Source organism: Sphingopyxis sp. GW247-27LB (assembly GCF_002277025.1).
In the GTDB taxonomy this organism is placed as follows: Bacteria; Pseudomonadota; Alphaproteobacteria; order Sphingomonadales; family Sphingomonadaceae; genus Sphingopyxis.
In genome coordinates this window covers 537,036-561,744 of the sequence record NZ_NIWD01000009.1, presented here as the reverse complement: position 1 = coordinate 561,744, position 24,709 = coordinate 537,036, and the positions used below count along the sequence as shown (strand labels likewise).

Below are 24,709 nucleotides of genomic sequence, written 5' to 3'. Positions count from 1 at the left end.
GCCCCTAGGGCACAACTATATTGAAGCGCGGGTCGGCGCGCGGGTGGAGCGCGAACCACGACAGGAACGCCGCGCGGTCGCCGTCGATGCGGATCGCGCCCGACTGCATCAGCGCGGGAAATTGCGCCTGTCCCAGCATGATGTCGTCGAGCGTCTTGCGGTCGATCGTGATCGTCGCCGTCGGCGCCGCATCGGTGACGCCGTAGCGCGGGAATTCGACCCCGCCCTCGACGACCACCGCGACCGCTTCCCTGCTGTCGGGCAGCACGAACTGGAAGACGCCCTTGAGCGCCGATCCCTTGGCCGCGTCGAAGCGTGTCGCGAGCGCGTCGAAGAAGACCGGCGTCGGGATCGCGCTCACGAAGCTGCGGCTCTGCCCGTTACTCGTCGCCGCTGCGACCTCGGTGCCGCGCAAACTGGCGGCAGCGGCGAGATAATAGTTGCGCCACGCCCCCGACTCGGCCTGATAGCCGAGCTGGTCATAGGCCGAAGCGAGCGCCGCGCGCGCCGCCTGGTTGGCGGGTTCGGCGAAAACGAGCTTGTTCAGAAGTTCGGCCGCCCAGCGATAATCGCCCGCTGCGACCGCCGCCTTGCCGGCGGCGAGCAGCTTGTCGGCGCCGCCCGCGAGCGCGACATATTTGGGCGCCGACTGCTCGGGCGGCAGCGGGTTGAAATTGGCGGGGTTGCCGTCCCACCAGCCGAAATAGCGCTGATAGGTCGCCTTCATGTCGTGGTTGAGCGTGCCATAATAGCCGCGGGTCGAAAAATCGGCCGCCTGCACCGGCGCCTCCGCCGTCTGGTCGGCGAGTTCGTGCAGGGTCGCGCCGCGGTTGGCGAGAAACAGCGTGCGGTCGTGGACATAGCGATAGGCATCGCGCTGGTGCGTCAACAGCGTGCTCACCTCGCCCGCGCCCCAGGTCGGCCAATGGTGCGATCCCATCGCGACCTCGGCCCGGCCGCCCCACTTCAGCAGCATCGCGTCGATCACCTTCGACCAGTGCAGCGCGTCGCGCACCTGCGCCCCGCGCAGCGTCAATATGTTGTGGAGATTGTGGGTGACGACCTCGGTCGTGTGCAGCGCCTTGTAGGCGGGGATGTAAAAGACCATCTCCGCCGGCGCCTCGGTGCCGCCCGCATCGAGGAAATCGAACGCCAGCCCGTCGATGGTCAGCGTCGCGCCGGCCCTGGGCACCGTCTCGGTCGGCTCCATATAGCCGATCGTCCCCGACGACAGCTTGGGCCCCAGCCCGGTGTCGACCTGCCCCTTCGGCCCCGGCGCCAGGATCGCCCCGAACATATAGAGCGCGCGCCGACCCATCGCGCCGCCCGCGAGGACATTCTCCGCGGTCGCTTCCTCCGAAAAGCCGTGCGGGGCGATGATGCGGATCTTCTCCTTCGCCACCTGTTCGGGGGTGACGATGCCGCCGACGCCGCCGAAATGGTCGCTGTGGCTGTGGCTGAAGATCACCGCCTTGATCGGCCGCGTGCCCGATTTCGCCTCGACCGTGTCGGCGAACAATTTCCAGCCCGCCGCCGCGGCCTCCTCGGACAGCAGCGGGTCGACGACGATCCAGCCGGTCTCGCCGCGGATGATCGTCATCACCGAAATATCATAGCCGCGGACCTGCCAGATCTTGTCCGGCACCACTTCGAACAGGCCGTGGACCGCGTTGAGCCGCGCCTGCCGCCACAGCGACGGATTGACCGTGTCGGGCGCCTTTTCGGCGTTCAGAAACGCATAGGCGCGGCGGTCCCAGACGATCCCGCCGTCCTTGCCGGTGATCAGCCCGTCGGCGATCTCGGCGATCTTGCCGCGCGAGGCGTTCTCGAAATCCTTCGGGTCGTCGAGCGGCAGCCGCTTCGCGAGCTCGGCCTGCGCCGCGCGCGTCGCATCGCTCGCCATATCCTGCGCCGCGACGCCCGGCGCCAGCAGCACCGGGAACGTCATCGCCATCCACGCCTGTCTCATCGCATTCTCCCCCGTTTCGGTCCGGCTTGCGCCGCGCGCCGCGGCTTGGCAAGCGGGCAGCATAGGGAATGACATGGCGGCAGACTGCAAACTTCTTATCATTTGGCACAGCCGCACCGGCGGCAGCGAAGCGCTCGCCCGCGCGGCGGCAGAAGGCGCGGGCGAAGCGGGAGTGCTGATAGCAGCCGACGCCGCAACGCCCGCCGATCTCCTCGCCGCCACGGGCTATCTCTTCGTCGGCCCCGAAAATCTCGCCGCGCTGTCGGGCGCGATGAAGGAGATGTTCGACCGCTGCTATTATCCGTGCCTCGGGCGGATCGAGGGGCGCGCCTATGCGACGATCATCTGCGCGGGGTCGGACGGCGAGAACGCGCAGCGCCAGCTCGACCGCATCGCGACCGGCTGGCGGCTGCGGCGCGTCGCCGACCCGGTGATCGTGAACACCGCCGCCCAGACCCCCGAGGCGATCCTTGCACCCAAAACGATCCCCGCCACTCGCCTCGCCGAAGCGCGCGACCTGGGTGCGGCGCTCGCCGAGGGACTGGCGGCGGGGATTTTTTGAGGCGGCGGCTTTGGGGTGGGTTTGAGCCATTCCCCTCCCTTTTAGGGAGGGGTTAGGGGTGGGTGCGCGAGCGGAGCGAGCCCGCAAAAGAACGCCGCCTTCGGCGGCTACCCACCCCCAGCCCCTCCCTAAAAGGGAGGGGAGAAGCTATGGCCGCTACCGGCCGCTTCCCGCCCCCTATTTCGCCACCGCCCGCCGCGCCTTCAGCGTGACGGGGTCGGGAATCGCGGGCGACAGCGCCGCGATCACCGCGTCGGCGTCGAGATAGAGCGAGGCCGGCATGATCTCGTCGCCCGGACTGCCCGCGCGGACGACCGCGGCGAGATATTTGTCGAACAGCGGCGCGAAGGTGAAGCCCTGCTTGCCCCGCGCCTTCGCGTCGAGCGCCGCGTGCAGCATCATCGAATCATAGGCGACGTCGGGCTGCACGCCATAAAGGAAGGCGATCTTCGTCTCCGGCTCCAGCGCGTCGTCCGACTTCAGCTTAATGAAGATCTTCGACTTGTCGGTGCGCCACACCGATTTCGACTGCGCCTCGAAGGCCGCGGCGGCGACATAGGGCTCGATCAGCTGGAACAGCGTCTTGTTGTCGCTGTCCTTCGCGGTCAGCTCGGCGCGCGCGGCGGTCGCGCGCTCGGCCCACATCGCATCGGCGGGCTGGGCGAGCTGGGCGACACGATCGGCCGCCGGCGCATCGGCATAAAGCAGGCGGTTCGCCGCCATCACCGCCCCGAACGACGGGGCGAGCCAGCGCGAACGCGCGGTGAACTGGCGCCGCGCCGCTTCGGGCTTGCCGTCCTTCGCGAGCAGCAGCACCTCATAGAGGTCGAGCACCTCGGTGGTCTGCAGCCGGACGTCCATCGCCTCGGGCTTGCCCTCGCCGACGCGGGCGTCGTCGATGCTCCGCGCCCGCTTCGCCGCGGCAGCGGCCGCATCCCAGTCGCCGGCGAGTGCCTCGGACAGCGCGAGCTGCGCGACGGCGAGCGTGCTCGGGCGGTGGGGCTCGCCCTCCTTGGTCTTGCCGATGCTCTGGAACCGCACCAGATCGGCGCGCATCCGCGCCGCCTCGCCATAACGGCCGATCTCTTCGAGCCGGTCGGCGGCGAGGTCGGTCATCCCGGGCGCGAGCCGCGCCACCGCCTGGACGTGCGCGATATCGGCGTCACTGCCGAGCGGCGCGAGTTTCGCATAGTCCTGCATCGAAATCAGCGGCAGCAGCGAAAAGCGATGTTCGTCGGTGGCGGCGAGCGCGACGCGCATCGCGTCGGGCACGCGGTCCTGCCGAACGAGGATCGCGGCCTCGACCTGATCGAAGGACAATCCCATCGACCGGTTGAAATAGGGGTCGGCGGTGAGCTGTGCGGCGTCGGCCTCGGCGCGCGCCTTGGCGACGTCGGCGCCCGCCGCGGCATAATCCTTCGCCTCGATCTGATGCACCGCGCGCGCGAGGATCAACGGGATGCGGCGGCGCGGATTGCCCTCGGCCTTCTCGCCCTCCAGGATGCCGCTGCACGCGGCGGCGCCGGCGGCGCCGAACTTACGTTTGCTTGCGTCGGCCGATTCGGGCGGCGGCGCGAACAGCCCAAGCAGCGTGACCGCGCCGAGCAGGCGCGCCGCCGATTCGCCCGCGGTCATATTGTTCGGATTGCCGTCGCACTGGAGATAGAGCGAGCCCTCCTCCTTTTTCGCGTCGACCTGCGTTTCGGCCGCCGGCGCGACGGCAGGCACCAGCATCGCCGCCATCGCGGCGGCGGCGAACATGTGATTCTTCATTCCCCCCCAAAACCCCTGTTTCGAACCCCACCCCGGCGTTCCGTCGCATGGAAATGCCCGATGCCAAGGCGGCTGTCGAGGGGGCTTCGAAGGGAGAGGGATCAAGCGATCCGGTGCTCGCCCTTGACCCAGCGCACGGTGCCCGACGAGGCGCGCATGACGACGCTCTCGGTGGTCAGGATGCCGCCGCGGCGGTGCTTGACGCCGCGCAGCAGCGAGCCGTCGGTGACGCCGGTCGCGGCGAAGATCACGTCACCCTTGGCAAGGTCCTCGAGATCATAGACGCGGTCGAGATCCTCGATCCCCCATTTCTTGGCGCGCAACCGCTCGTCGTCGTTGCGAAAGATCAGGCGGCCCTTGAACTGGCCGCCGACGCAGCGCAGCGCCGCAGCGGCGAGTACGCCCTCGGGCGCGCCGCCCGACCCCATGTAGATGTCGATGTTGGTTTCGGGGTTGGTCGTCGCGATCACCCCGGCGACGTCGCCGTCGGGAATCAGCGCAACGCCGCAGCCGATCGCGCGCAGCTCGGCGATGATCGCCTCGTGGCGCGGCCGGTCGAGCACGCAGACGATGATGTCCTGCGGCGACACACTCTTCTCGCGCGCGACCGCCTCGACATTCTCGCGCACGCCGTTGTCGAAATTCACGATGTCGGGCGAATAGCCGGGGCCGACCGCGAGCTTGTCCATATAAACGTCGGGGGCGTTGAGGAGGCAGCCTTCCTCGGCGATCGCGAGCACCGCGAGCGCGTTCGGCCCGGCCTTGGCGGTGATCGTCGTGCCCTCGAGCGGGTCGAGCGCGATGTCGATCCTGGGGCCCTTGCCGGGGGCATTGCCGACCTTCTCGCCGATATAGAGCATCGGCGCCTCGTCGCGCTCGCCTTCGCCGATCACGACGGTGCCGTCCATGTAGAGGTCGTTGAACGCGGCGCGCATCGCCTCGACCGCGGCGGCGTCGGCGGCTTTCTCGTCGCCCCGGCCGATCAGCTTGGCGGCGGCGATCGCCGCGGCTTCGGTGACGCGCACCATTTCGAGCACGAGCACCCGGTCGAGGTTGCTGCCGCTGCTGTTCGTCATCCGATGATCTCCATATTCCCTGTTGTCTTGTCGCGCCGGTCGGGCATGGTGCGCGCCATATGGCCCGCCGCAGCGCTTGTCGAGAATGCTTCGCCCGATTCGGCGCCGCTTTCGCCGCGCTGTGCGTCGCGGGCATGACAGCGCCGCACGCCGCGGCGCAGACCGCCGAAGGGCCGGCGGCCGATGCCGACGCCGCGATCGCCAACACAAAGACGCTCGTCGACCCGATCAAGCGCTGCAAGCCCGCGGACAGTGACGAGATCGTCGTCTGCGGCAGCGACACCGAGCGCTACCGGCTGCCCCCCGAACTGCGCGCGATCGCGAACGAGGGCCGCGAAGCGCCGCCGAAGCTGCCGCGCGCCGAGGCCAAGGCGATGAGCCTCGACAAGCTGCCCTATAACTGGATATCGATCGGCGGCCGCTATCCGCCCGGCCCCGAATATAATGCGCTCTATGAAATGGTGAAGCGGCGTACCGATCCCGAAACGGGCGAGCCCGCCGCTCCGGAGGAGCCCTCTGCGGACGAGCCGTCGCTTCCCTAGGGAGACATGTATCGGGTCACCGCGCCCGCGCGGCCTGATACGCGATGTCGGTCATCAGCTTGCGGAACAGCACCGCGCCCGCGGTGCCCGAGGCCTTGAGCGCGCGTTCGCAGTCGAGCAGCCGGCTCATCAGCCGCGCGACCCGGAGCGAATCCCAGATGTGAAGCTGCGCGGTCACGGCGTCGCGCTCCTTCCAGAAGACGCCGCTGCTGCGCGCCGCGACCACCGTCGCGGGATGCGCGCCCGCGTCGACCTCGGCGCGCAGCCGCGCGAGCTGCATCGTGCGGATCGCCAGCGCGCGGAGGATGCGGATCTCGGCGACGCCGACCGCCGCCGCCTTCGCCAGCATGTCGGGAAGCTCGCGCACCTTGCCGCCGAGCGCGACGTTGATGCACTCGCTGACATCCTCCTCGTGCGTCGCAGCGCCGAGTGCGGCGATGTCAGCGGCGGTGACCTGCCGCTGCCGGTCGCGCGCCGCGTCGAGGTAGAGCGCGATCTTTTCGAGCTCGCGCCGCATCAACGCCTGGTCGCCCGAGACGAGATCGACGAGCAGCTGCGCCTCGGCGTTGGCGAGCCGCAGCCCCTGCTCCTCAGCCGCCGAGATCGCGATGCCGACGAGTGCGCGGCGATCGGGCTGGTAGCAGATGGCGGCGACCGCATGGTCCGACCCCTCGATCAGCTTCACCAGTTTCGACTTGGCGGTCACCGTCGCGCCGGTGGCGATCACCGGATTGACCGCGGTATCGGCCGCGAGCAGCGCCGCGACCGCTTCGACGCAATCGTCGCCACTTCCCGAAATCTCGAGCCTTATCAAGCGTTCGGAGGCGAAGAGCGACATCGAGGCGGCTTCGGCGGCGAGCAGCGAGGGATCCTGCCCGAGCTGCGACGAGGAAAGATCGAGCCGCTCGGCCTCCTTCCCCGCGAGCGCGACAAGCCGCACCGCGACCGCGTTCATCGTCGCCTCGTCGGGGCCGGTCAGCAAGGTCAGGCGAACCGCGGGGTCGAGCCGGGTCTGGCGTTCGAGCTCGGCGGGCTTGACCGTCTTCACGGAGCGGGGTTGGCGGGCGCCGCCGCGGGGCCGCCGCGGTCGGCATAGACCGCGAGCCGCGCGACGATCTGGTCGGCGATCCCCGACGCCAGCCGTTCGAGCGACGAATTCTCGGCGGCAATCGTCGCATATTCGCTGCCGACGACATCGATGCCGGCGTCCTGCGCGGCGGTCGCATCGAGCAGCACCTGGTTGGTCTGCGAATCGACGAGCTGGTAGCGCGCGCGCAGCGTCCGCCGCTCGCGCGTCACCGCATCGTCGGAGCGAACGCCGAAGCCGGTGATGCTGTCCTCGAGCCGCACGTCGAGCCGGTAGCGATTGCCCTCGCCGCGTCCGCCCTGCGCCGCGACGAAGCGGTCGCGCAGCGCGTTGCGGACGAGCCAGCCGGCGTGACCCTCGATCGGCCCGACGTCGATGTCGGCGAGCATCGTCGCCACCCCGCCCTTCGCGCCGCTCGCATAGAGCGGCCGGAGCCCGCAGCCGCCGAGCGGCAGCGACAGGGCGACGAGGCAGGAGACGAGGAGCGCACGCATCTTAGGGGACAATATTGACCAGACGGTCGGGGACCACAATCACCTTCTTCGGCGCCGCGCCGCCGAGCAACTCGGCGATGCGCGGACGTGCGAGCGCCGCGGCTTCGACGGCATCCTTGTCCAGCCCCTTGGCGAGCGTGATTTCGTCGCGGCGCTTGCCCGCGACCTGGATCACGATCGTGACCTCGTCGTCGGCGAGCAGTGCCGGATTCGCGGCGGGCCACGCAGCGTCGGCGACCATCACGGCGTCGACCAAAGCTGCGGCCGTCCGCCGATAGGCCGGCAGCGCCGCCCACGCCTCTTCGGCGAGGTGCGGCATCATCGGCGCGACGAGCAGGATCAGCGTCGCGCAGGCCTCGGCGCGGGTCGCCGACGGCGTCGCCTTCTCGATATCGTTGGCGAGCGCGTGGATCTTCGCCACCGCCTTGTTGAAGCTCAGGGCTTCGATATCGGCGGCGACCCCGGCGATCGCGCGGTGGAGTTTGCGGGCAAGCGCGATATCCTCGCCGCCGTCGCCGCTATTTTCGGTCTCGCCGAACAGGCGCCACAGCCGCTGGACGAAGCGCCACGCGCCCTCGATCCCCGCCTCGCTCCACGGCAGATCGCGTTCGGGCGGGCTGTCGGAGAGCATGAACCAGCGCGCAGCATCGGCGCCATATTGGTCGAGGATGGCGTCGGGATCGACGACATTCTTCTTCGACTTCGACATCTTGATGACGCGGCCGACCTCGACCGGCGCACCGTCGGCGACGAGCGTCGCACCCTCGGCGGTGCGCGTCACCTCTTCAGGGGTGAAATAGAGCGGCGGCAGCCCCTCGCCCTGCGGGCGGCCATAGGTTTCGTGTGTCACCATGCCCTGGGTGAACAGGCTGGCGAAGGGCTCCTTGATGTCGACCATGCCGATCCGCTGCAGCGCGCGCGTCCAGAAGCGCGCGTAGAGCAGGTGGAGGATCGCATGCTCGATGCCGCCGATATATTGGTCGACCGGCAGCCAGCGCGCGATCACCGCCGGATCGAATGGCTTGTCGGCGGGCGAACTCGCGAAGCGCAGGAAATACCATGAGGAATCGACGAAGGTGTCGAGCGTGTCGGTCTCGCGCACCGCCTCGCCGCCGCACGACGGGCAGTTCGTGTGTTTCCACGTCGGATGGCGGTCGAGCGGGTTGCCCGGGACCGAGAAATCGGCATCCTCGGGCAGCACGACCGGGAGCTGGCTCTTCGGCACCGGCACCAACCCGCACGCGGCGCAGTGGATGAAGGGGATGGGCGTGCCCCAATAGCGCTGGCGCGAGACGCCCCAGTCGCGCAGGCGCCACACCGTCGTGCCCTTGCCCCAGCCCTCATGCTCGGCGCGCGCGATGACGGCCGCCTTGGCCTCGTCGATGCTCATGCCGTTCAGGAAATGGCTGTTCACGAGGCGGCCGGGGCCGACATAGGCCTCATCGCCGGGGAAGACCTGTCCGTCCTCGTCGCCATCGGCGATGACGCGGTGGACCGCGAGGTCATATTTGCGCGCGAAGTCGAGGTCGCGCTGGTCGTGCGCCGGGCAGCCGAAGATCGCGCCGGTGCCATAATCCATCAGCACATAATTGACGACCCAGACCGGCAGATGCCAGTCGGGATCGAGCGGATGCTCGACCGCGAGGCCGGTGTCGAAGCCCAGCTTCTCGCCAGTCTCCAATTGCTCCGCCGACGTGCCCTGGCGGCGGCATTCGGCGATGAAGGCCGCGAGCTCGGGCGAATCCTTCGCGAGGCGTTCGGCGAGCGGATGGTCGGGCGAGACCGCCGCGAAGCTCGCGCCATAGAGGGTGTCGGGCCGCGTCGTGAACACGTCGAAACCCGGCGCGCCGCCGGCCAGCCTGAACGAGAACTCCAGCCCCTGCGACTTGCCGATCCAGTTTTCCTGCATCAGCCGCACCTTGTCGGGCCACTGGTCCAGGCTTTTCAGCCCTTCGAGCAGCTCGTCGGCGAAGTCGGTGATCTTGAGGAACCACTGCGACAATTTCTTCTTTTCGACCAGCGCGCCCGAACGCCAGCCGCGGCCGTCGATCACCTGCTCGTTGGCGAGCACCGTATGATCGACCGGATCCCAGTTGACGTAGCTTTCCTTGCGCGTGACGAGGCCCGCCGCGAAGAGGTCGAGGAACAGCGCCTGCTCCTGCCCATAATAGTCAGCGTCGCAGGTCGCGAGTTCGCGGGTCCAGTCGATCGCGAGCCCGAGCCGCTTGAGCTGCCCGCGCATCGCGTCGATATTGGCGCGCGTCCAGCCGTTCGGGTGGACGCCCTTTTCCATCGCGGCATTCTCGGCGGGCATGCCGAAGGCGTCCCAGCCCATCGGGTGGAGGACGTCGTGCCCGGTCATCCGCTTGAAGCGCGCGAGCACGTCGCCCATCGTGTAGTTGCGGACATGCCCCATATGGATGCGCCCCGACGGATAGGGGAACATCTCGAGGATATAGGCCTTGGGCCGCCCATTTTCCTTGGCGTCGCCGGTGTCGGTCGTGGCAAAGCTGTTCGCACGCTCCCACGCCGCCTGCCATCGGGCGTCGGCGGCCAGGGCGCCAAAGCGCGTTTCGCGGGTCATTCCTGTCTTACCCCGTTGTCTTCATGGGGCGGCGCGGGCGCGCCGCGCGTTTAGCCCTCGATGGCCGAGCGACGCAGGTCGCGGGCGCGGGTGAGGATCACTTCCTCGAGCTTCTGCACCGTCGCCGCCTCGACCGGCGCATCGACCCAGGTGCCGCCCTGCGCGACCTGCCGCGAGGCGGCGACGCGCAGCGCGTCGGCGCGCAGGTCGCGGTCGAGGATCGACACCGTCACCTTCATCCGCTCGTTCGGGTTTTGCGGGTTCGCATACCAGTCGGTGATGATGACGCCGCCCGACGAATCGGCCTGGAGCAGCGGCATGAAGGAGAGCGCATCGAGCGAGGCGCGCCACAAATAGCTGTTCACGCCGATCGTCGTGACCTGCGACGCGGCGAGGTCGGCGCGCGGCCGCTCCTTGCCGCCGCAGGCCGCGAGGCCGAGCGCCGCGAGCCCGAGCAACGCGAGCGTGGCGGGGCGACGACCGAGCGAGGCCAGGACGGAAAGCTGAGACATGCCGGAACACCTTATCTTGGACGCGGGGGACGGGCGGACCCGGCCGCGTTGCTGCGAATTTGGGAGCGTCTCTATCGCCCTTGCCGCCGTCCGGCAAGCGCGGCAATTTCCGGTTCGTCGCGGTTAAGGCTGCAGTCAGGGTCGGGTTCGAAAAATGCGCCGACTGTGGTCATCGCGCAACAACCGGAGCAAAAATCGGAACGCCGACGGCAAAGACTCGCGAATCACTGGAATTGTCGGGCGAAGCCGCCTATCTATCGAACCATCTGGGGTTGGAGTCGCAGAATCATGGCGCGAGCGCCGCGACATTTTTGGCAAGGGGGTCTCGTCGCTATGGCGGCGATTTCGCTCGCCCTGCCGCCGGCGCTGGCCGCAATGACGCGCTCCGACAGCATCCGTCCCGTGTCGATTTCCGAAACCCTGCTGGGCGAATTCACGCCGGCCGCCGGCGATCCGCGCCTGATCGCGCGCTATGCCAAAGTGTCCGAAGCCGCGCGCCGCAACTTCAGCTTCACCCCCGCCGTCACCGACGACAGCCGCAAGAATCGCGCGATCACCGTCGTGATTCGCGCCCGCGACGACGCCTCGAGCGCCGCGCGCACCGCGGCGCTGGCCAAGGGACGCGCGCCGATCGCGATCGCACCGGTCGCCTATAATCTCGGGGCTTCGGTCGGGTTCGAGAAGTTCGTCACGCCGCAGCTCCCGCGCGGTACCGACCTTCGCAACCTGCCGGTCGCGCATGCGCCCGAACAGGCCGAACGCAAGTCGCGCTTCGCGACGCGGATGATCAACCGGGCAAGCGACCCCGCCGGGGCGACCGACCGCGTCACCGCGCCCGGCGACACCCAGGCCGTCGACGTCGTCAGCAGCTATCGCATCACGCGCAACCTCGATGTCACCGCGGGGGTTCGCTACAAGAGCGACGACCGCGTCGAGCCGCTGACCGATACGCGGCGCGACAGCCAGGCGGTCTATGTCGGGACGCAGTTCCGCTTCTGACGCGCCCGGCGCTTCGCCGCCTTTTCAGCCCACGCATCGATCGCCGCCCAGCCCGGCTCGACTCCGCTTCCCGCGCTCTGGCGAAGGAGCGCGCGCGCGCGCACCGGAGTCACTCCGCCGAGCGCGATCGCCTGCCCGCCCGCCAGCCGCGCGAGCCGGAGCCATGCGGCGGGTCCCAGCGTCGCTGCACCGGGGTGCGACCGCGTCGGATGGAGCGGAGAAACGAAGGTCGCACCCGCGTTCGCGCGGCGTGCGGCGCGCGCTTCGCGGGCGTCATGGACCGGCATGGTCAGCAACAGCCCGAGCCGATGCGCCTGCCCGGCCCGGCCCGCCTGCCGCTGGCGCAGATGGACGCCGTCGGCGCCCCAGCGCCTGGCGTGCGCGGGCGATCCGGCCAGAATGATGACCAGCCGCCGCGCGGCGGCGATGCGCCTCAGCCGCCGCAACAGGCGCCAGCGTTCGGCGGCGGTCAGGCTGTCGTGGCGCAGCACGATGCCGCTGCCCGGTGGCAACTGCGCCGCGAGCCGCGCGACCGGCACCGTCATGCGCTCGTCGCTCAGCAACCAGAGCATCGGCGGCGGGGGCTGGTATCGGATCATCGCGCTTTCTATAGGCGCGGGGCTGAGGCGCGCAACGGGCGCGCGGAACAGGAGGCGGAATGAACGACGCGGCAGACAGGCTGGCCGGAGTGCGGGCGGCGATCGCAGAGGCGGCGAAGCGCGCGCAGCGGCGCGCCGACGATATCTGCCTGATCGCGGTGTCGAAGACGCACGAGGCCGACGCGATCCGCCCGCTGATCGCCGCGGGCCAGCGGCACTTCGGCGAGAATCGCGTCCAGGAAGCGGCCGCCAAATGGCCCGCGCTGCGCGCCGAGACGCCCGGCGTGACCCTCCACCTGATCGGCCAGCTTCAGTCGAACAAGGCCGAGGATGCGGTGGCGCTGTTCGACGCCATCCATTCGGTCGACCGCCCCTCGCTCGTCGAGGCGCTCGGCAAGGCCTGCGCCAAGGCGGGCCGACAGCCGCAATTGTTCGTACAGGTCAATGTCGGCGACGAGGCGCAGAAGGGCGGCTGCGCGATCGCCGACCTGCCCGCGCTCCTCGCCGCGGCGAAGTCGGCCGGGCTCGCGATCGACGGGCTGATGGCGATCCCCCCTGCGAACGTCGAACCCGCCCCCTATTTCGCGCTGCTCGACGAGCTCGCTGCGCGCCACGGCCTGCCGCTGCGCTCGATGGGCATGAGCGGCGATTTCGAGACCGCGGTGATGCTGGGCGCGACGCATGTGCGGGTGGGAACGGCGCTGTTCGGGGAACGGGGATAGGCGCCGGCTACGCTTCGCCCCAACGCCGGTATTCCAGCTTCACGCACGAAAAAGGGCGGCACGCGGCCACCCTTTGCACCCGGACCAAGCCGGGATGACGCATTTCAATCCGCGCGGCCGCGCCGCGCGGGTCGCGGCGTCACTTGATCTTGGCTTCCTTGAACTCGACGTGCTTGCGCGCACGCGGGTCGTATTTGCGCACCGACATCTTCTCGGTCATCGTGCGCGGGTTCTTCTTGGTGACATAGAAGAAGCCCGTGTCGGCGGTGCTCACCAGCTTGATCTTGACGGTCGTCGGCTTGGCCATGGCCCTGTTCCTCGAAATATTGGCACATCCGCCGGGCGTCCGGCCGATGCGGCGGGACTGGGGGCCCCGGCGGTCGGTGTGAAAAACAAGAGGGCCGCGCACCGGGCGCCGCCCTCATTTATCCGCGCGCCATTGGCGGGATTCGCGGCCTCTGTCAAGCAAAAGCAGCGGGCGGACGGCGCGGCGACCCTCCGCCCGGCTACCGTCTCAGGCGCTTTTGATCTGGAAGCGGACGGTCATCTCCTTCCAGCTTTCTTCGGCCACGCCGCCGCGCCTCGCGGGCTTGAAGCGCCATTTGGACAGCGCGCGCTTCTTCGCCGCCTCGAAGAAGGCGGGGCTATCGGTGCGCACCAGTTCGACCGCCTTAACCCGCCCGTCGGTGCCGATCCGCACGCGCAGCGTGACGCTGCCCTCGACCCCGGCGCGCTCCTCACGCAGCGGATATTCGGGCTGGAACAGCCCTGCGAAGCGCGGGTCGACCTGGGCCAGCACCAGCTTGGGCGGGGCCGGCGGGTCGATCGACACCGGCGGGCCCGGAGGCACCGGCGGCGGATCGAGCATGATCGGTCCCTCGGTCACTTGATTGGCGGTATCGGCAGGGAGCTTGAAGACCGTCTCGACCGTTTCGGTCGCTTGGCTGCTCGTCGGCTGCGTCTGCGTCTCGGGTTGCGGCTTGGGCGGCTCAGGCTCGGGTTTCGGCAGGAAAACCGATGTCCACGGGGGCGATTCGGTCCGCGGCGCCGTCTCGATGATCATTGGCGACAGCGCGACCGCGACGACCAGCGCGACCGGCAGGCCGATCGCCAGCGCCGCGGCGACCGGCCGATGCCCCGCGCCGGGATCATAACCGTGACGCGGGGCCAACGCCGATCCGGCTACAGCTGCGCGCCGTTCGGGTGTCGCCACCAGAGCGGAAATCATGGGTATCAGCGTCATGGCCTCTCTCCTTGCCCGTGACGACCCGGCCCCGCCGCGCTTCGACCGCTGCTATCGGTCGGGTCATAGTTATGTGATAATATAACGTGACCCATATTGTCAATCGGAGAAGTCGGCAAGAGCAAGCAAAGAGAATTTGCGGGGAGCTTGCTAGGCCGCCGAGAGCCGCGCGACGGCTTCGTCCTTCGCGATCAGCGGCAGCAGTTCGCGCATGTCGGGGCCATGATCGCGCCCGGTGAGCGCACGGCGCAGCGGCAGGAAGAGCGCGCGGCCCTTTGCCCCCGTCGCCGCCTTTACTGCCTCGGTAAGCGCGTGCCACGGGTCGGCGCTCCAATCGAGCGCAGGTGCCACTGCCGCAGCGGCCGCGAGCACCGGCCGGTCGGCTTCCTCGGGCGCGGGGGGCGCGAACGGCCCATCGAACACCGCCCCCCAGTCCGCCGCCTCTGCGACCCTCATCAGGTTCGGGCGGATCGCGTTCCAGCGCGCCTCGTCGATCGCGGCGGGCAGGCGCGGCGCGACCGCGTGATAATCGGTGTGGTGGAGGATCTTCTGATTGAGCAGCGCGAGCTCGGCCTCGTCGAAGCGCGCCGGGGCGCGGCCGAAGCGCGCGAAATCCACGCTTGCGATCAAGGGCGCGAGGCCGGTCACCGGCTCGACCGGGTCGCTCGTCCCGAGCCGCGCGAGCAGTGCCGCGAGCGCGATCGGCTCGATTCCGGCGTCGCGCAGTTTCCCCATGCCGAGCGAGCCCAGCCGCTTCGACAATTTGCCCTCGGTGCCGACGAGCAAGGCCTCGTGCGCGAATTGGGGCGGCTTCGCCCCGAACGCGGCGAACATCTGGATCTGCGCCGCGGTGTTCGAGACGTGATCCTCGCCGCGCACGACGTGGCTGATCCCCATCGCGATATCGTCGATCACGCTCGGCAGCAGATAGAGCCAGCTGCCGTCCGCGCGCCGCACGACGGGGTCGGACAGGGTCTTCGGCTCGAAATGCTGAGGTCCGCGGACGAGGTCGATCCATTCGATCGGCGCCCCATGATCGAGCTTGAAGCGCCAGTGCGGCGCCACGCCCTCGGGCGCGGGCGCATCGGCAGGCTTGCGCTCATAGACCGGCGGCAGCCCGCGCGAGAGCAGGATCTTGCGGCGAATCTCGAGCTCCTCCGGCGTCTCGTAGCAGGCATAGACGCGCCCGGCCGCCTTCAACGTCGCAAACTCGGCCTCGTAGAGTGCGAATCGCTCCGACTGCCGTTCCTCGCCGTCGACATCGAGCCCGAGCCACGCGAGATCGGCGCGGATGCCCGCGACATATTCCTCCTTCGACCGCTCGAGATCGGTGTCGTCGATGCGCAGCAGAAAGCGCCCGCCGGCCTTGCGCGCCCACAGCCAGTTGTGGAGCGCGGTGCGGATGTTGCCGACATGGAGGTGGCCGGTCGGCGAGGGGGCGAAGCGGGTCGTAACGGTCATGGCCGGCGCCTATAGCGGCAGAATCGGCCGCCGTCAGTCCTCCACCTGCTCGACCTTGCGGTGCATGATCAGATGCGCCGCCCAGCGCAGCGCCATGCCGACGACCGAGAGCAGCCCGCCCGCGATGATCGCGACGACCAGCGCGCGCGATTCGCCCGGCGCTGGCCACGCCACCCAGGCGAGCAGCCCGACGCTGACGCTCGACAATATATAGCCGATGCCGGTGAGCCAGTTCGCCAAGATTCAGCCCGTCCGAAAGCCGTGGGTGATCGGATAGCGCCGGTCGCGGCCGAAGTTGCGGGTCGACAGCTTGACTCCCGGGGGCGCCTGGCGCCGTTTATACTCGGCGAGCATCAAGAGCCGCTCGATCCGCGCCACCGCGTCACGGTCGAAGCCGTAGCGCTGGACGACATCGTCGACGCTCGCTTCCTCTTCGACCAGCATGTGGAGCATGCGATCGAGATCGGCGTAAGGCGGCAGGCTGTCCTCGTCCTTCTGGTCGGGGCGGAGCTCGGCGCTCGGCGGCTTGGTGATGATCGAATCGGGCATCACAGGGGCCACGGGGTTGCGCGAGAGGCGCGGCACATTCTCGTTGCGCCACTTCGCCACGGCGAACACCGTCGTCTTATAGGCGTCCTTCAGCGGATTGTAGCCGCCCGCCATGTCGCCATAGATGGTCGCATAGCCGACACTCATCTCGCTCTTGTTGCCCGTCGTCAGCAGCATCGGGCCGAACTTGTTGCTGAGCGCCATCAGCGTGACGCCCCGAATGCGCGACTGGACATTCTCCTCGGTGATGTCGACGTCCCGGTCGGCGAAGGTGCCGCTGAGCATCGCGTCGAACGCCTCGACCGCGGGGACGATCGGGATGGTATCGAGCCGGCAGCCGATCATCTCCGCGCAGCCCGCCGCATCGTCGAGGCTCGCCTGGCTGGTGAAGCGGCTCGGCAGCATCACGCACCAGACCTTGTCGGGGCCGAGCGCGTCGGCGGCGATCGCGGCGCAGATCGCCGAATCGATCCCGCCCGACAGGCCGAGCACGACGCCGGGGAAGCGGTTGCGCTCCACATAGTCGCGCAGGCTGACGATCATCGCGCTGTAGATGTCGGCGGGATGCGCTTCCCACTCGGCGATCGCGCCCGCTTCGCATGTCCAGCCGCTGTCGCCCTTCGTCCAGCGCGTGACGCGCTCTTCCTCTTCCCAGTCAGCCAGCCGGTGCGCGGGGTTCCCGTCGGCGTTGAGGACGAAGGAGCAGCCGTCGAACACCAGCTCGTCCTGCCCGCCGACGCGGTTGAGGAAGATCAGCGGCAACGACGTCTCGGCGACGCGCGCGCCGAAGACCTGGCTGAGCCGCCGGTCGTCCTTGTCGATCTCATAGGGGCTGCCGTTGACCGAGATCAGCAGCTCGGCGCCCGCGGCCGCGAGATGAGCGCAGACGGTCGGGAACCAGCCGTCCTCGCAGATCGGCAGCCCAAGCTTCACCCCGCGCCATTCGACGATGGCGGGCAATGGGCCGGGCGCGAAGACGCGCTTCTCGTCGAAGGTACCGTAATTCGGCAGCTCGTGCTTGCGCCGCGTCGCGGCCACGCGGCCGCCGTCGAGCAGCGCCACCATATTGTAGAGCCGGCCGTCCCCATCGCGCTCGACCGATCCCACGAGCATCGCAGGGCCACCATCGGCGGTATCGGCCGCGAGTTCGGCCAGCAGCACCGCCGCGCGCTCCGCGAGCGCCGGCTTGAGCACCAGATCCTCGGGCGGATAGCCGATCAGCTGCAGCTCGGGAAAGACGATCAGGTCGGCGCCCTCGTGCCGCGCGCGAACGCTGCGCATCGCATCGGCGTTGGCGGCAAGGTCGCCGACGGCTTGCGTCATTTGCGACAGGACGATGGAGAGCGGCTGGATCATGCCTTGCGGTTTAGGCGCAACCCGTCCGAATTCAACCGAAGACGAGCGTCCACAGCGTGCGCCCGGGCGCCATTGCGAGAATGCCCGCCGCGATCAGCCCGAAATAGACCCCGCGCATCAGCCTTAGATGGCGGTCGGTCTGCCCCGTCATCGCAAATCGGACGGCGCGCGGCACCTGAACGAGCACAAGCAGCGAGAAGAGGTGAATCGGGCCGATGCCGCCGGTGATCGTGCGGACCCAGAAGCTGTCGATCGCGGTCGCCACCATCATCAGCGCCCAGACGCGCCCGCCGATGCGATGCGCGAGATCGCCCTTGCGCTGGCGCCAAAGCAGCCACGCGCCGAGCGGCACTGCGGGAACGACCGTCGCGAGATGGACCCAGATCGCCAGCGGCGGGGTGCGATAGGCCGCCGCATCCGCCGACGGGCGGAGAATCGCCGCGGCGAGAATCGCGCCGGCAATCAACAGCATGAGGATGGCGATGCGGCGAAGAGTCGCCGACGGGCCTTGATTCGGAGCGGGCGAAGGGGTGGAAGCGGTCATGGCGGAAATCCTGTTGCCGGTGTCGATGCCCCCTCGCTGCCGGATCGCCGTTCGCGGGCAAGCGCTCCTTCGCCAGCCGCCAGGCAACTTCGCGAAGCCGCCGGAAATCGGCGACCGTGCCCGTTGACGCTTCGTGAAATGGCACGCACAACGCGCCGCGATGGCGAAACGGCTCACGATCGAACTGCTGGCGATGATCCTGCTCGGCCTGCTGATCGGGCTGCTCGGCCCTTTCGGCACCTTCGACTATCCGACCGCGCAGCGGATGCTGAGCTGGGTCATCTGGTTGCTCGCGGGCTACCTCTTCTTCCGGCCGACGGGAATCGTCGCGACCTGGCTGTGCGAAGCGACCGGCCTTCCGCGCTTCGCGGGACGGCTGATCGCGCTCGTCGTCGCGAGCGCCCCGGTGACGCTGGTCGTCATGATGATGGCGAGGCGCCTGAGCTTCGCCGAGGCGCTGCGCTCGCCGGGATTCGGGGCGATGTATCTCTATATCTGGGTCATCGCGGCGGTCGTCTCGATCGCGATGGCCGTGCTGTTCGGACGCGGCGAACCGGCGGACAAGGATGGCGGATCCACGCCCGAGCCGCTGCCCGCCGCCGCGCCGGCGCCGGTCGCCGACGAACCCGCGGCGCTGCCGCTGCCGCCCGGCTTTGGGCCCGTGCGAGCGCTGAAGGGCGAGGATCATTATGTCCGCGTCATCGGCGAAGGCCGCGAGGAGCTCGTCCTGATGCGAATGCGCGATGCCGTCGACCGGCTCGGAACGGCGGGGGGTCAGCGCGTCCACCGCAGCTGGTGGGTGGCGAAGGACGCGGTTGCGTCGGTTCGCCGCGACGGCCGCACCGCGATCCTGACGCTGACGAGCGGGCAGGAAGTCCCCGTCGCACGCGACATGATGCCGACACTCCGCAGCGCGGGATGGCTATAATCGGGCGGGAACGGGCCGCGGCCGCGAAAGCGGCGATCAGCAATCCGGCGCAGGAGCGCAACTTGACCCTTCCCCTATGCGCCCGCGCTGGTTAAGGGGACCCGCAATCCCACCCCGCGCGAAAGGGCTTCGCACCCCATGAAACTCATCTCCGGCAACAGCAACCTGCCGCTGGCCCGTGCGATCGCCGACTATCTCGAGCTGCCGTTGACCGACACCAGCGTGCGCCGCTTCGCCGACGAAGAGGTGTTCGTCGAGATTCACGAGAATGTCCGCGGCCAGGATGTCTTCGTCGTCCAGCCGACCAATTTCCCGGCGAACGACAATCTGATGGAGCTGCTGATCCTCACCGACGCGCTGCGCCGCGCCTCGGCGAAGCGGATCACCGCGGTCGTCCCCTATTTCGGCTACGCCCGCCAGGACCGCAAGCCCGGCCCGCGCACCCCGATCTCGGCGAAGCTCGTCGCCAACCTCATCACCACCTCGGGCGCCGACCGCGTCCTCGCGATCGACCTGCACGCCGGGCAGATCCAGGGCTTCTTCGATATTCCGACCGACAATCTCTATGCCGCGCCGGTGATGAGCGCCGACATTCAGGCCCGCTTCGGCGGCAAGAATCTGATGGTCGTGTCGCCCGACGTCGGCGGCGTGGTGCGCGCCCGCGCGCTCGCCAAGCGGCTCGACAATGCGCCTTTGGCCATCGTCGACAAGCGCCGCGAGCGCGCCGGCGAATCGGAAGTCATGAACATCATCGGCGATGTCGCGGGCCGCTTCTGCATTCTGATCGACGATATCGTCGATTCGGCGGGCACGCTCTGCAACGCCGCCGCCGCGTTGAAGGCCGCGGGCGCCGAGGGCGTCGTCGCCTATTGCACCCACGGCGTGCTGTCGGGCGGCGCAGTAGCGCGCGTCGACGCGAGCGAGCTCACCGAGCTCGTCATCACCGATTCGATCCAGCCGACCGACGCGGTCAACGACAGCGCCAAGGTCCGCGCGCTGACCGTCGCGCCGCTGCTCGGCGAGGCGATCAAGCGCATCGCTGACGAAACGAGCGTCTCTTCGCTCTTCGACTGATCGCGGCACCACATTCCAAACCCGCTCACCGCGCGACGAGCGCACCGGTGATATGGTCGAGCTGGCGGCGAAAGGTCGCATGGTCGGGCACGGCATGGACGAGCCCGCGTGCGGTCCAGCAGAGCGCCTGCGCCATGCTTCCCGCGCGCGGCACCGCCGACCCGGGACCGCTGAGCCGGATCGCTTCGGTCATCGCCGCGACGAGCCGCCGTTCGGCGATCCGCACCGCCTCGGGCGGATGACGCTGCATGACCGCGACGATCTCCACCCCGTGCGGCGAAGCGTGCAGCGCGTCCCGATGCCGCCCGACCCAGGCGTCGAGCGCATCGGCCAGCCGGTCGGGCAGCGTCCGCGCCGGCTGCTCGATCGCGCGCAGCGCCTCGGCGAGCGAGCGGTCGATGAGCGCCTGCACCGCCCACCCCGCCAGCGCATTCTTCGATCCGAAGCGATTGTAGAGCGACTGGCGCGACACGCCGAGCGCCTGCGCGACATCGGTCATCGATGTCCGGCGCAGCCCGTAGCGTGCGAAGGTCGCGACGACCGGATCGAGAGGAAAAGCGTCGTTCATCCGACCCTGATTTTACAATTTATATTAAAATTGTAAAATCAGTATAATCGCGCACCCACACCGTTCGAACCGCGGTTGAGGCTGGCGGGGCGGCGGCCGCTCGGCTAGCGCTGGCGCATGTCGCTCGAATCCGATCTCGCGCTTGCCAATCGCCTTGCCGATGCCGCCGGCGCGGCCATCCGTCCTTTCTTCCGCACTGCCTTTGCACACGAGGCGAAGGCCGACGCCTCGCCGGTGACCGACGCCGACCGCGGCGCCGAGGCCGCGATGCGCCGCCTGCTCGAGGCCGAGGCGCCCCGCGACGGAATCATCGGCGAGGAATATGGTGCCGAGCGCGCCGGGGCCGCGCGCCAGTGGGTGCTCGACCCGATCGACGGCACGGTCAGCTTCATGGCCGGCCGCCCGATCTTCGGGACATTGATCGCGCTCCTGCAGGACGGCTGGCCGCTGCTCGGCATCATCGATCAGCCGATCGCGGGCGAGCGCTGGGTGGGCGCGACCGGGCGGCCGACGCTGTTCAACGGCAAGCTCGCGGCGACCCGCGCCTGCCGCACCCTCTCCGACGCGACGCTCGCGACGACGGGGCCGCAATATTTCGCCGATCATGACGGCGAGCATTTCATGGCGCTCGCCGCGCAGACCGCGCACAAGCGCATGGTCTTCGGCGGCGACTGCTATAATTACGGCCTGCTGGCGAGCGGCCATGTCGACCTGGTGGTCGAGGCGGGTCTGAAACTCCACGATTTCGCCGCGCTGGTGCCGGTTGTCGAAGGCGCGGGCGGGACGATGTGCGACTGGAACGGCGAGCCGCTTCATGCCGACAGCGACGGCCATGTCATCGCGCTCGGGGATCCGGCGCGGCTCGAGGACGTCATCGAGGGACTGGCGTGTCACCATTGACGAGGAGAGGAAGCGATCATGGCCTATGACGGAAGCTGCCACTGCGGCGCCGTGACCTATACGGTCGAGGGCGATATTCCGGGCACGGCGATGAGCTGCAACTGCTCGCACTGCCGGCGCAAGGGCTTTCTGCTGAGCTTCGTGCCGATCGACCAGTTCCGCCTGACGAGCGGCGCCGACAAGCTCCAATCCTATCAATTCCACAAGCACAATATCGACCATCAGTTCTGCACGGAGTGCGGCTGCCAGGGCTTTGCGGTCGGCACCGGCCCCGACGGCGCGAAGATGGCCGCGGTCAACCTCCGCTGCGTTCCCGATGCCGATCTCGATTCGCTGACGATCCAGAAGGTCGATGGCGCGAGTTTCTGATCCAATTCGGCAGTAATGCGCGCCAACCCCTTTACAGGCCTTGCAAGACTGCTACCGGGCGCGCCGACGCCGGGGGGGCCGGCGTCGACCAAAGAGGGGTAATCCATGAAGAAAATGATTGCGGTCGCGCTCTGCGCGGCCGGCTTTGCGTCGCCTGCATTCGCGCAGGACGAAGGTCAGGACAACGCCAAGGCGGGTTTCCGCGTCGAAGCGCACGCGGTCTATGAAACGCCGACGGTCAGCAGCATCCAGCAGAACAACGACGTCTACAAGGTCGGCAGCGCGATGGCGTTCGGCGGCGAAGCGGGCTTCGACATCGCGGTCGGCTCGAAGGTCGTCGTCGGCCCCTATGCGACGTTCGAAAAATCGTCGGTGAAGGTCACCGACGGTGTCGACACGCTGAAGGTCAAGGACAATCTGGGCGTCGGCCTGCACCTCGGCTATGCGGTCGGCAGCCGCGGCCAGGTCTATGGCAAGGTCGGCTATGCCAAGCTGCGTATCGAAGCGCTGAGCGGCGGGTTCAGCGCGACCGCGAGCGGCTCGGGCTTCCAGGGTGCGGTCGGTTACGAACATGGCTTCGGCCAGCAATTCTATGGCCGGGTCGAATTCGGCTATGGCGACAATGGCCGCATCGCCGGGATCAATTTCCAGCGCCGCCACGCCGGTGTCGCGCTCGGCGTCCGTTTCTAAGGCCTTCGCGTCGACCGACGAACGGAAACAGGCGCTTCCGCAAGGAGCGCCTGTTTTGCCTTGTGGCGGCACAATGCTTGCTTTTCCCGGCGAATCCCCCTAAGCGCGCGCCTTCCGATTGTGCCGGCTGGCTGAAAGGGCTGCCAGGCCGGTACGCAAACGGACTTCCAAAGGAGACCAAAATGCCCAAGATGAAGACCAAGAGCGGTGTGAAGAAACGCTTCAAATTCACCGCCTCGGGCAAGGTGAAGCACGGCGTCGCCGGCAAGCGCCACCGCCTGATCAGCCACAATTCGAAATATATCCGCACCAACCGCGGCACCAGCGTGCTCAGCGATTCGGACGCGGCCCATGTGCGCCTCTGGGCGCCCTACGGCCTGAAGTAAGGAGCGCTAGACCATGTCACGCATCAAACGCGGCGTCACCACGCGCGCCAAGCACAAGCGCGTATTGGAGCAGGCGAAGGGCTATTATGGCCGTCGCAAGAACACCATTCGCATCGCCAAGCAGGCGGTCGAAAAGGCCGGCCAATACGCCTATCGCGACCGCAAGGTTAAGAAGCGGAGCTTCCGCGGGCTGTGGATCCAGCGCATCAACGCCGCGGTTCGCGCCGAGGGCCTGACCTATTCGCAGTTCATGCACGGCGTGAAGCTGGCCGGGATCGAGCTCGACCGCAAGGTCATGGCCGACCTCGCGATGAACGAAGGCGGTGTGTTCACCGCGATCATCGCGCAGGCGAAGGCGGCGCTGCCCAAGGCGGCGTAACGCGCGACCCTATCGAAAACGAAAAAGGGCGGTCCCGATGGGGCCGCCCTTTTTCGTGCGTGCGTCGCCGACATAAAGAGACGGCGCGGAGGCTGGCCCCGCGCCGTCTCGACGATGACCGCAAAACGATGCACCGCCCCCCTCCCTCCGTACCGAAAAGCCATGGGTCGCAGAAAGCCGACGGCAGGCGGAAGTATCTCTAGCGCGACATATGACGTCGCGGCGCGCGGAAAAATTGTAAAAACCCGACATGCGAGGCACCTAGGCTGTTGTTTTTTTACGCAAGCCCCCGCAAGATGGCGGCATGATCGTGGGGGATCATGAATCGGGGCCACCCGCCGAGGTGCGCGTCGTTACGCGCTTCTTTCCGGTGTCCGAAGCCCTGCGCCCCTATAGCAGCATCATCTACCTGACCGATGTCGAGGCGCCGCCGGGCGTCCGGGTCGACGATTATCTGCACCCCGAATGGGCGAATCTGCGCTTTATCGCGGGCGAGGCGCCGCTCGCGGCGATCGGGGGCGGCGCCCCGGTCCCAGCCCCGCGCTTCATCGCGGCGGGCCCGACGAGCATGGCGAGCTATTTCGCCGCGGGGGCGATGCGCGCATGGGGCATCGGCCTGTTGCCGATGGGCTGGGCCAAGTTCGTTCCGCTGCCCGCCGAGGCGCTCGCCGACCGGTTTTGCGACGGCGCCGCGCATCCCGCCTTCGCCGCCTTCGCGCCGCTCGCGCCGCGGCTCGCCGCCGCCAACGACGTCGAGGGCGCAGCGCGGATGATCGACGATCATCTCGTCGGCCTGCTCGCCGGCGCGCCCGCCGACGATCCCGCGATCCTCGCGGCGCACCGCGCGCTGGTCGACGACGATCTGGCGAGCGTCGCCGATCTCGCCGCGACGCTCGGCCTCTCCGAACGCTCGGCCGAACGGCTCAGCCGCCGCGCCTTCGGCTTTCCGCCGAAACTGCTGCTGCGCCGCCAGCGCTTCCTGCGCAGCCTCGCGCGCTTCATGCTCGACCCGTCGATGGCGTGGATCGACACGCTCGATTATCATTATCACGACCAAGCGCAGTTCACGCGCGATTTTCAGCGCTTCATGGGGATGGGCCCGCGCGCCTATGCGGCGCGGCCCAAGCCGATCCTCGGCGCCGCCGCCCGCGCCCGCGCCGCCGCCGCCGGCGAGGCGGTGCAGGGGCTGCATCGCCCGCAAGCCTAGGCCCAAGCTTGGGGTTGACCCGCCCGGCCGCTTCGGTGCAAGCGGCGGCGGGCCGAAAGCGGGTTTTCCGCCGCCAGCAGCTCGACAAGCCAAGGATGAAAAGTGGCGGCGCGGCCTACGCACCGCCGCCGCAGGA

Annotated in this window: 28 protein-coding genes; 13 read left to right on the top strand and 15 right to left on the bottom strand. The window is 68.6% G+C overall.

The annotated features are described in order from the left end of the window. Positions 1 to 4 precede the first annotated feature (4 nt). Complete coding sequence (locus CD928_RS15160; protein ID WP_095388085.1) at positions 5 to 1,969, bottom strand: alkyl/aryl-sulfatase; 1,965 nt, start codon at positions 1,967 to 1,969, stop codon at positions 5 to 7. A gap of 73 nt (positions 1,970 to 2,042) precedes the next feature. Here CD928_RS15160 and CD928_RS15155 point away from each other — a divergent pair, with 73 nt between their 5' ends. Continuing rightward, a complete protein-coding gene (locus CD928_RS15155; RefSeq protein ID WP_095387906.1) occupies positions 2,043 to 2,531 on the top strand; it encodes a flavodoxin in 489 nt (162 codons plus the stop codon). Between the two features lie 177 nt (positions 2,532 to 2,708). Here CD928_RS15155 and CD928_RS15150 read toward each other — a convergent pair whose 3' ends face one another. Then, positions 2,709 to 4,292 carry a hypothetical protein gene (locus tag CD928_RS15150; RefSeq protein WP_141237164.1) on the bottom strand — a complete coding sequence of 528 codons (1,584 nt, stop codon included), beginning with the start codon at positions 4,290 to 4,292 and terminating at the stop codon, positions 2,709 to 2,711. 113 nt (positions 4,293 to 4,405) lie between these two features. Beyond that, entirely contained in the window at positions 4,406 to 5,380 is a 975-nt protein-coding gene (gene glpX, locus CD928_RS15145; RefSeq protein ID WP_095387904.1) for a class II fructose-bisphosphatase, read from the bottom strand. 59 nt (positions 5,381 to 5,439) lie between these two features. Here glpX and CD928_RS15140 point away from each other — a divergent pair, with 59 nt between their 5' ends. Beyond that, entirely contained in the window at positions 5,440 to 5,922 is a 483-nt protein-coding gene (locus CD928_RS15140; RefSeq protein WP_095387903.1) for a hypothetical protein, read from the top strand. A gap of 16 nt (positions 5,923 to 5,938) precedes the next feature. On the opposite strand, the gene holA is transcribed toward CD928_RS15140, so the two are convergent. From holA to CD928_RS15120, 4 genes are read right to left on the bottom strand one after another with little or no spacing between them, the layout of a single operon-like run. Next, the gene (holA, locus tag CD928_RS15135) at positions 5,939 to 6,970 is read right to left on the bottom strand and encodes a DNA polymerase III subunit delta (RefSeq protein WP_095387902.1); all 1,032 of its coding nucleotides are present in this window, start codon (positions 6,968 to 6,970) and stop codon (positions 5,939 to 5,941) included. Next, positions 6,967 to 7,503, bottom strand: coding sequence for an LPS assembly lipoprotein LptE (gene lptE, locus CD928_RS15130; RefSeq protein ID WP_095387901.1), 537 nt, complete (start codon positions 7,501 to 7,503; stop codon positions 6,967 to 6,969). The genes holA and lptE overlap by 4 nt, the downstream gene beginning before the upstream one ends. A 1-nt stretch (position 7,504) precedes the next feature. Further along, on the bottom strand, positions 7,505 to 10,087 hold the full coding sequence (gene leuS, locus CD928_RS15125) for a leucine--tRNA ligase (protein ID WP_095387900.1): 2,583 nt from the start codon (positions 10,085 to 10,087) through the stop codon (positions 7,505 to 7,507). 50 nt (positions 10,088 to 10,137) lie between these two features. Further along, a complete protein-coding gene (locus tag CD928_RS15120; protein WP_095387899.1) occupies positions 10,138 to 10,599 on the bottom strand; it encodes a DUF3576 domain-containing protein in 462 nt (153 codons plus the stop codon). Positions 10,600 to 10,932: 333 nt separating this feature from the next. Between CD928_RS15120 and CD928_RS15115 the strand changes: the two genes are divergently transcribed. Beyond that, complete coding sequence (locus CD928_RS15115) at positions 10,933 to 11,598, top strand: hypothetical protein (RefSeq protein WP_255247185.1); 666 nt, start codon at positions 10,933 to 10,935, stop codon at positions 11,596 to 11,598. On the opposite strand, the gene CD928_RS15110 is transcribed toward CD928_RS15115, so the two are convergent. Further along, positions 11,571 to 12,197 (bottom strand): thiamine phosphate synthase, encoded by a 627-nt coding sequence (locus CD928_RS15110; RefSeq protein WP_095387897.1) that lies wholly within the window; start codon positions 12,195 to 12,197, stop codon positions 11,571 to 11,573. The two genes, CD928_RS15115 and CD928_RS15110, sit on opposite strands and share 28 nt — an antisense overlap. Positions 12,198 to 12,256: 59 nt before the next feature. Here CD928_RS15110 and CD928_RS15105 point away from each other — a divergent pair, with 59 nt between their 5' ends. Beyond that, positions 12,257 to 12,919, top strand: coding sequence for a YggS family pyridoxal phosphate-dependent enzyme (locus tag CD928_RS15105; RefSeq protein ID WP_095387896.1), 663 nt, complete (start codon positions 12,257 to 12,259; stop codon positions 12,917 to 12,919). Between the two features lie 139 nt (positions 12,920 to 13,058). On the opposite strand, the gene rpmG is transcribed toward CD928_RS15105, so the two are convergent. The 6 genes from rpmG to CD928_RS15075 form a co-directional block, all read right to left on the bottom strand. Continuing rightward, a complete protein-coding gene (gene rpmG / locus CD928_RS15100; protein ID WP_003042331.1) occupies positions 13,059 to 13,226 on the bottom strand; it encodes a 50S ribosomal protein L33 in 168 nt (55 codons plus the stop codon). Between the two features lie 207 nt (positions 13,227 to 13,433). After that, on the bottom strand, positions 13,434 to 14,162 hold the full coding sequence (locus CD928_RS15095; protein WP_095387895.1) for an energy transducer TonB: 729 nt from the start codon (positions 14,160 to 14,162) through the stop codon (positions 13,434 to 13,436). 150 nt (positions 14,163 to 14,312) lie between these two features. Continuing rightward, a complete protein-coding gene (locus CD928_RS15090; RefSeq protein WP_095387894.1) occupies positions 14,313 to 15,623 on the bottom strand; it encodes a glutamate--tRNA ligase in 1,311 nt (436 codons plus the stop codon). Positions 15,624 to 15,656: 33 nt separating this feature from the next. After that, on the bottom strand, positions 15,657 to 15,863 hold the full coding sequence (locus CD928_RS15085; RefSeq protein WP_095387893.1) for a hypothetical protein: 207 nt from the start codon (positions 15,861 to 15,863) through the stop codon (positions 15,657 to 15,659). A 3-nt stretch (positions 15,864 to 15,866) separates the two neighbouring features. Next, the gene (locus CD928_RS15080; protein WP_095387892.1) at positions 15,867 to 17,528 is read right to left on the bottom strand and encodes an NAD+ synthase; all 1,662 of its coding nucleotides are present in this window, start codon (positions 17,526 to 17,528) and stop codon (positions 15,867 to 15,869) included. 31 nt (positions 17,529 to 17,559) lie between these two features. After that, positions 17,560 to 18,072: a DUF2306 domain-containing protein gene (locus CD928_RS15075; protein WP_095387891.1), complete on the bottom strand. Its 513-nt coding sequence runs from the start codon at positions 18,070 to 18,072 to the stop codon at positions 17,560 to 17,562. Between CD928_RS15075 and CD928_RS23855 the strand changes: the two genes are divergently transcribed. From CD928_RS23855 to CD928_RS15065, 3 genes are all read left to right on the top strand, one after another. Next, positions 18,071 to 18,199, top strand: a complete 129-nt coding sequence (locus CD928_RS23855) for a hypothetical protein (RefSeq protein WP_255247184.1) — start codon at positions 18,071 to 18,073, stop codon at positions 18,197 to 18,199. The two genes, CD928_RS15075 and CD928_RS23855, sit on opposite strands and share 2 nt — an antisense overlap. Before the next feature lie 33 nt (positions 18,200 to 18,232). Beyond that, positions 18,233 to 19,000, top strand: a complete 768-nt coding sequence (locus tag CD928_RS15070) for a LytTR family DNA-binding domain-containing protein (protein WP_095387890.1) — start codon at positions 18,233 to 18,235, stop codon at positions 18,998 to 19,000. Positions 19,001 to 19,138: 138 nt separating this feature from the next. Next, complete coding sequence (locus CD928_RS15065; RefSeq protein ID WP_095387889.1) at positions 19,139 to 20,074, top strand: ribose-phosphate pyrophosphokinase; 936 nt, start codon at positions 19,139 to 19,141, stop codon at positions 20,072 to 20,074. Between the two features lie 25 nt (positions 20,075 to 20,099). On the opposite strand, the gene CD928_RS15060 is transcribed toward CD928_RS15065, so the two are convergent. After that, entirely contained in the window at positions 20,100 to 20,642 is a 543-nt protein-coding gene (locus tag CD928_RS15060) for a TetR/AcrR family transcriptional regulator (RefSeq protein WP_095387888.1), read from the bottom strand. A gap of 117 nt (positions 20,643 to 20,759) precedes the next feature. Between CD928_RS15060 and hisN the strand changes: the two genes are divergently transcribed. The 6 genes from hisN to CD928_RS15030 all read left to right on the top strand — a co-directional run bounded on the left by hisN (position 20,760) and on the right by CD928_RS15030 (position 24,573). Continuing rightward, positions 20,760 to 21,542: a histidinol-phosphatase gene (gene hisN / locus CD928_RS15055; protein ID WP_095387887.1), complete on the top strand. Its 783-nt coding sequence runs from the start codon at positions 20,760 to 20,762 to the stop codon at positions 21,540 to 21,542. A gap of 18 nt (positions 21,543 to 21,560) precedes the next feature. Then, positions 21,561 to 21,911: a GFA family protein gene (locus tag CD928_RS15050; protein WP_095387886.1), complete on the top strand. Its 351-nt coding sequence runs from the start codon at positions 21,561 to 21,563 to the stop codon at positions 21,909 to 21,911. 105 nt (positions 21,912 to 22,016) lie between these two features. Then, entirely contained in the window at positions 22,017 to 22,601 is a 585-nt protein-coding gene (locus tag CD928_RS15045; RefSeq protein ID WP_095387885.1) for an outer membrane beta-barrel protein, read from the top strand. Between the two features lie 182 nt (positions 22,602 to 22,783). Beyond that, positions 22,784 to 22,987: a 50S ribosomal protein L35 gene (gene rpmI, locus CD928_RS15040; RefSeq protein ID WP_037555449.1), complete on the top strand. Its 204-nt coding sequence runs from the start codon at positions 22,784 to 22,786 to the stop codon at positions 22,985 to 22,987. A 13-nt stretch (positions 22,988 to 23,000) separates the two neighbouring features. Next, complete coding sequence (gene rplT / locus CD928_RS15035; RefSeq protein ID WP_095387884.1) at positions 23,001 to 23,366, top strand: 50S ribosomal protein L20; 366 nt, start codon at positions 23,001 to 23,003, stop codon at positions 23,364 to 23,366. A gap of 304 nt (positions 23,367 to 23,670) precedes the next feature. Further along, positions 23,671 to 24,573 carry an AraC family transcriptional regulator gene (locus CD928_RS15030; protein ID WP_095387883.1) on the top strand — a complete coding sequence of 301 codons (903 nt, stop codon included), beginning with the start codon at positions 23,671 to 23,673 and terminating at the stop codon, positions 24,571 to 24,573. Positions 24,574 to 24,709: the final 136 nt, after the last annotated feature.

Coding starts and splice junctions, on each gene's coding strand:
- CD928_RS15160 (WP_095388085.1), bottom strand. CDS start 1,969: ATGAGACAGGCGTGGATGGCGATGACGTTCCCGGTGCTGCTGGCGCCG.
- CD928_RS15155 (WP_095387906.1), top strand. CDS start 2,043: ATGGCGGCAGACTGCAAACTTCTTATCATTTGGCACAGCCGCACCGGC.
- CD928_RS15150 (WP_141237164.1), bottom strand. CDS start 4,292: ATGTTCGCCGCCGCCGCGATGGCGGCGATGCTGGTGCCTGCCGTCGCG.
- glpX (WP_095387904.1), bottom strand. CDS start 5,380: ATGACGAACAGCAGCGGCAGCAACCTCGACCGGGTGCTCGTGCTCGAA.
- CD928_RS15140 (WP_095387903.1), top strand. CDS start 5,440: ATGGCCCGCCGCAGCGCTTGTCGAGAATGCTTCGCCCGATTCGGCGCC.
- lptE (WP_095387901.1), bottom strand. CDS start 7,503: ATGCGTGCGCTCCTCGTCTCCTGCCTCGTCGCCCTGTCGCTGCCGCTC.
- leuS (WP_095387900.1), bottom strand. CDS start 10,087: ATGACCCGCGAAACGCGCTTTGGCGCCCTGGCCGCCGACGCCCGATGG.
- CD928_RS15120 (WP_095387899.1), bottom strand. CDS start 10,599: ATGTCTCAGCTTTCCGTCCTGGCCTCGCTCGGTCGTCGCCCCGCCACG.
- CD928_RS15115 (WP_255247185.1), top strand. CDS start 10,933: ATGGCGGCGATTTCGCTCGCCCTGCCGCCGGCGCTGGCCGCAATGACG.
- CD928_RS15110 (WP_095387897.1), bottom strand. CDS start 12,197: ATGATCCGATACCAGCCCCCGCCGCCGATGCTCTGGTTGCTGAGCGAC.
- CD928_RS15105 (WP_095387896.1), top strand. CDS start 12,257: ATGAACGACGCGGCAGACAGGCTGGCCGGAGTGCGGGCGGCGATCGCA.
- rpmG (WP_003042331.1), bottom strand. CDS start 13,226: ATGGCCAAGCCGACGACCGTCAAGATCAAGCTGGTGAGCACCGCCGAC.
- CD928_RS15095 (WP_095387895.1), bottom strand. CDS start 14,162: ATGACGCTGATACCCATGATTTCCGCTCTGGTGGCGACACCCGAACGG.
- CD928_RS15090 (WP_095387894.1), bottom strand. CDS start 15,623: ATGACCGTTACGACCCGCTTCGCCCCCTCGCCGACCGGCCACCTCCAT.
- CD928_RS15080 (WP_095387892.1), bottom strand. CDS start 17,528: ATGATCCAGCCGCTCTCCATCGTCCTGTCGCAAATGACGCAAGCCGTC.
- CD928_RS23855 (WP_255247184.1), top strand. CDS start 18,071: ATGGCGGAAATCCTGTTGCCGGTGTCGATGCCCCCTCGCTGCCGGATC.
- CD928_RS15075 (WP_095387891.1), bottom strand. CDS start 18,072: ATGACCGCTTCCACCCCTTCGCCCGCTCCGAATCAAGGCCCGTCGGCG.
- CD928_RS15070 (WP_095387890.1), top strand. CDS start 18,233: ATGGCGAAACGGCTCACGATCGAACTGCTGGCGATGATCCTGCTCGGC.
- CD928_RS15065 (WP_095387889.1), top strand. CDS start 19,139: ATGAAACTCATCTCCGGCAACAGCAACCTGCCGCTGGCCCGTGCGATC.
- CD928_RS15060 (WP_095387888.1), bottom strand. CDS start 20,642: ATGAACGACGCTTTTCCTCTCGATCCGGTCGTCGCGACCTTCGCACGC.
- hisN (WP_095387887.1), top strand. CDS start 20,760: ATGTCGCTCGAATCCGATCTCGCGCTTGCCAATCGCCTTGCCGATGCC.
- CD928_RS15050 (WP_095387886.1), top strand. CDS start 21,561: ATGGCCTATGACGGAAGCTGCCACTGCGGCGCCGTGACCTATACGGTC.
- CD928_RS15045 (WP_095387885.1), top strand. CDS start 22,017: ATGAAGAAAATGATTGCGGTCGCGCTCTGCGCGGCCGGCTTTGCGTCG.
- rpmI (WP_037555449.1), top strand. CDS start 22,784: ATGCCCAAGATGAAGACCAAGAGCGGTGTGAAGAAACGCTTCAAATTC.
- rplT (WP_095387884.1), top strand. CDS start 23,001: ATGTCACGCATCAAACGCGGCGTCACCACGCGCGCCAAGCACAAGCGC.
- CD928_RS15030 (WP_095387883.1), top strand. CDS start 23,671: ATGATCGTGGGGGATCATGAATCGGGGCCACCCGCCGAGGTGCGCGTC.